Source organism: Nostocoides japonicum T1-X7 (assembly GCF_001046855.1).
GTDB lineage: Bacteria > Actinomycetota > Actinomycetes > Actinomycetales > Dermatophilaceae > Nostocoides > Nostocoides japonicum.
This window is the reverse complement of sequence record NZ_HF570958.1, coordinates 4,507,114-4,510,294: the sequence shown is the minus strand read 5'-3', so window position 1 is coordinate 4,510,294 and position 3,181 is coordinate 4,507,114. Positions and strand designations below refer to the sequence as shown.

Genomic DNA, 3,181 nt, shown 5'->3' with positions numbered 1-3,181 from the left:
GCGCCCAGCTCGGCGGCCTCGGCGGTGCCGCTCTCCAGCGCCCAGGTGATCGGCAGCGTCTTCTTGCGGGCTCTCAGGTCGGAGAAGACCGGTTTCCCCGTGCGCTCGGGATGTCCCCAGATGCCGAGCAGGTCGTCGACGAGCTGGAAGGCGAGGCCGAGCTCGGCGCCGTAGGCCCGGTATGCCGCGGCGACGGTGGCGGGTGCGCCGCCGAGCACCGCGCCGAGCTCGGCGCTCACCGCGAGCAGCGCACCGGTCTTGCCCGCGGCCATGTCGAGGCACTCGGCGAGCCGGACGTCGCTGCGCGTCTCGAAGGCGACGTCGAGGACCTGGCCCCGGATGAGCTCCCGGGTGGCGGCACTGAGCGCCGCGGACGCCTCGCGGGCGGAGGGGGACTCCGACTCCTCCATCACCTCGTGGGCCAGGCAGAGGAGGGCGTCACCGACGAGGATGGCGGTGGGCTCACCCCACAGGGCCCAGACCGTCGGACGGTGCCGGCGTTCGCGGTCGCGGTCCATCAGGTCGTCGTGGATGAGCGAGAAGTTGTGGACGAGCTCGACCGCGACCGCCCCGCATACGGCGTCCTCGGCGGCGGCGCCGACGGCCTCGGCGACGAGCAGCGTGAGCCCGGGACGCAGCGCCTTGCCGGAGTCGGCGGTCAGGGGACGACCGTCCGGGTCGCACCAGCCGAGGTGGTAGGAGGCGACGAGGCGGCTGTGCGCGTCGAGGCGGTCCACGGCGCGACGCAGGGCCGGCAGCAGGAGCTCCCGGGTGCGGTGGAGGACTTCCACGGTCGCGGTCATGACGCCAGCTCCTGAGGTCGTCGGAGGGGTTGGTCGAGGACGGATGCCGTCGCCGCCTCGCCGCTGCGGACCGCACCCTCCATCGTCGCGGGCCACCCGGTGGCGGTCCACGCGCCGGCCAGGTGGAGGCCCGGGAGGGCCGTCGTCGCCGGGGGGCGCCGGCGCGCGCAGCCGGGAGCCGGCGCGAAGGTCGCGTGCGGCTCGCGGGTGACGAAGAAGTCGCGCACCTGCGTGTCGGCCGCGGCAGGCAGCACCCTGCCCAGCTGCGGGAGCACCCATTCCCGCAGCTCGGCGGTGGGCCGGTCGACGAGATCGTGCGCCGCCGAGACCGACACGGCGAGATACTGGCCGGCCTCCGGATCCATCCCTGCGGGGCCGGTCCGGTCGAAGATCCACTGCAGCGGGCTGTCGACGGCCGCGACGAACGGCTCGCCCAGGACGGTGCGATCGAGGACGAGGTGGAGGTTGAGGATCGGGACGCTGCCCAGCTCCTCGGCCCAGCCGGCCGCCAGGTCGACGGCGCCGGGTGGAAGGAGCGACCGGGCGGCCGTCGGCGGGGTCGCGAGGACGACGTCGTCGTAGCGGTCGGCGTCGAGGTCGCTGCCCCAGGCTCCCCCGGTGGGGACGAGGTCGCGGACCCGGGTGCGCGTGAGGACCCGGACACCCGCGGCGGCGAGCGCGCGGGCGGCCGCGTCGCCGTGCAGCTGCTGGAGCGGCACTCCGGACCACCCGAGGTCGGCGCCGTCGGACGTCTCGAGGAGGCCGATCTGGAACACGGTGGCGGCGAGGGCGAGCGAGGCGTCGTCCGCGGGCGCGTTGAGGGTCGCCACGCCGATGAGGTCCCACAGCGTCTCGACGGCACGGGGCGACTGGCCGTGCGCGGCGAGCCAGCTGCCGAAGGTGCGCTCGTCGACAGCGGGGTCGTCGCGGTCGAGTCTGCCGAGGGCCAGCACGGCGCGGACGACCCGGAGCCGGTCCGGGATCGGCAGCCACCGGTAGCGCGCGAGCGACGCCGCCAGATGGAGCGGCGCCGGGAGGGCGGAGCGGCGCAGGCGGGCGACGCCCGGACGCGCGCCGCTGCATACCGGCACGTCGAGGCGAGGCTGGAGCTCGACGAGGTCGGCGACACCGAGCCGGTCCAGCAGCCGCCGGTAGGAGGTGCAGCACCGGAGGAAGACGTGCTGGCCGTTGTCGACCCACAGGCCCCGACGCCGGAAGGAGTGGGTCAGGCCGCCGAGGCCGGCGCGCGACTCGGCGAGGGTGACCGAGCAGCCGGCGTCGGCGCAGCCGAGCGCGGCGGTGATCCCGGCGAGGCCACCACCCACGACAAGAACCCGGCGTCGCGTCGACCCGGCGCTCATGTCCGCCCCACCCCGATGAGGGACGCCATGGCCACCCGGGCCTTCTCTCCCGTGCTCAAGGACAGCCGGCGGTCGTAGACGCTGGAGGGCTCGGCTTCGATCCGGGCGAGGAGCCGGTGATAGATCCCCGCCATCGCCCGGCAGGACGCGGCGCTCCGGGAGTCCAGGTGCGGGACGAGCCGCAGGCCGAGGCCGTACCAGTCCTCGGCGCGGCCGGCCGCGAACCGCAGGTAGCCGGCGAGCCGGGCCTGCGGATCCTCGAGGGCTCCCCGATCGTCGAGTCGGAGCTCCACGCCATGCTGCTCGAGCTCGTCGGCGGGCAGGTAGACCCGGCCGCCCACGAGATCCTCGCGGACGTCGCGCAGGATGTTGATCTGCTGGAGGGCGATGCCGAGCTGGTCGGCATACTGCGACGCGAGAGCCGGATCGGTGCCATGGCTGCCGAAGACCGACAGGCACAGCCGGCCGACCGAGCCGGCCACGCACCGGCAGTAGCGGATGAGCTCCTCGATGTCGCCGATCCGCACCGGTTCGAGGTCGTGCTCGACGCCGTCGAGGAGCTCCTCGAACGCCGTGAGCGGGACGGGGTAGCGGCGCGCGGCGTCGGCCACGGCGAGCAGGACCGGGTCATCGGCCTCGCCGAGCCGGCCGAGGTCCTTGCGGACCCGGGCGAGGGCATCCCGCTTCTCGGTGGCCGGCAGGGTCCCGTCGCCGATGTCGTCGATCCGGCGGGCCAGCGCATACAGCGCGCACAGGGCCGACCGCTTGGGCGGGGGCAGCAGCCGGATGCCGTAGGAGAAGTTGCGTGCCTCGGCGCGGGTGATCTCCGCGCACGTCGCGTAGGCCTGCTCCACGGTCTCCCTCATCGGCGACCCCATGGGCCGGAGGCGGCCAGGAGGACGACCATCCGCGCGAGGGTGCCGGCCTTGGACGGGCTCGCGGACCGGCCGAGGACGTCGCCGCCCGTGCGGCGCAGCGCCGTGACGGTGGCGCGACCGCCCGCGACGAAGCCCGCCA

The 3,181-nt window shown here is 75.0% G+C and carries 3 protein-coding genes; all 3 read right to left on the bottom strand.

All coding sequences use genetic code 11. From position 1 onward, the window contains the following. Nucleotides 1–803 (bottom strand): polyprenyl synthetase family protein (locus BN12_RS20470; RefSeq protein ID WP_053080136.1); only part of this gene is annotated, 803 nt, incomplete at its 3' end. Continuing rightward, complete coding sequence (gene hpnE / locus BN12_RS20465; protein ID WP_048555358.1) at nt 800–2,164, bottom strand: hydroxysqualene dehydroxylase HpnE; 1,365 nt, start codon at nt 2,162–2,164, stop codon at nt 800–802. The genes hpnE and BN12_RS20470, both read right to left, overlap by 4 nt. Further along, nucleotides 2,161–3,030: a presqualene diphosphate synthase HpnD gene (gene hpnD, locus BN12_RS20460; RefSeq protein WP_157635596.1), complete on the bottom strand. Its 870-nt coding sequence runs from the start codon at nt 3,028–3,030 to the stop codon at nt 2,161–2,163. Before hpnD ends, hpnE begins: the two co-directional genes overlap by 4 nt. Nucleotides 3,031–3,181 lie beyond the last annotated feature (151 nt).

Coding starts and splice junctions, on each gene's coding strand:
- hpnE (WP_048555358.1), bottom strand. CDS start 2,164: ATGAGCGCCGGGTCGACGCGACGCCGGGTTCTTGTCGTGGGTGGTGGC.
- hpnD (WP_157635596.1), bottom strand. CDS start 3,030: ATGAGGGAGACCGTGGAGCAGGCCTACGCGACGTGCGCGGAGATCACC.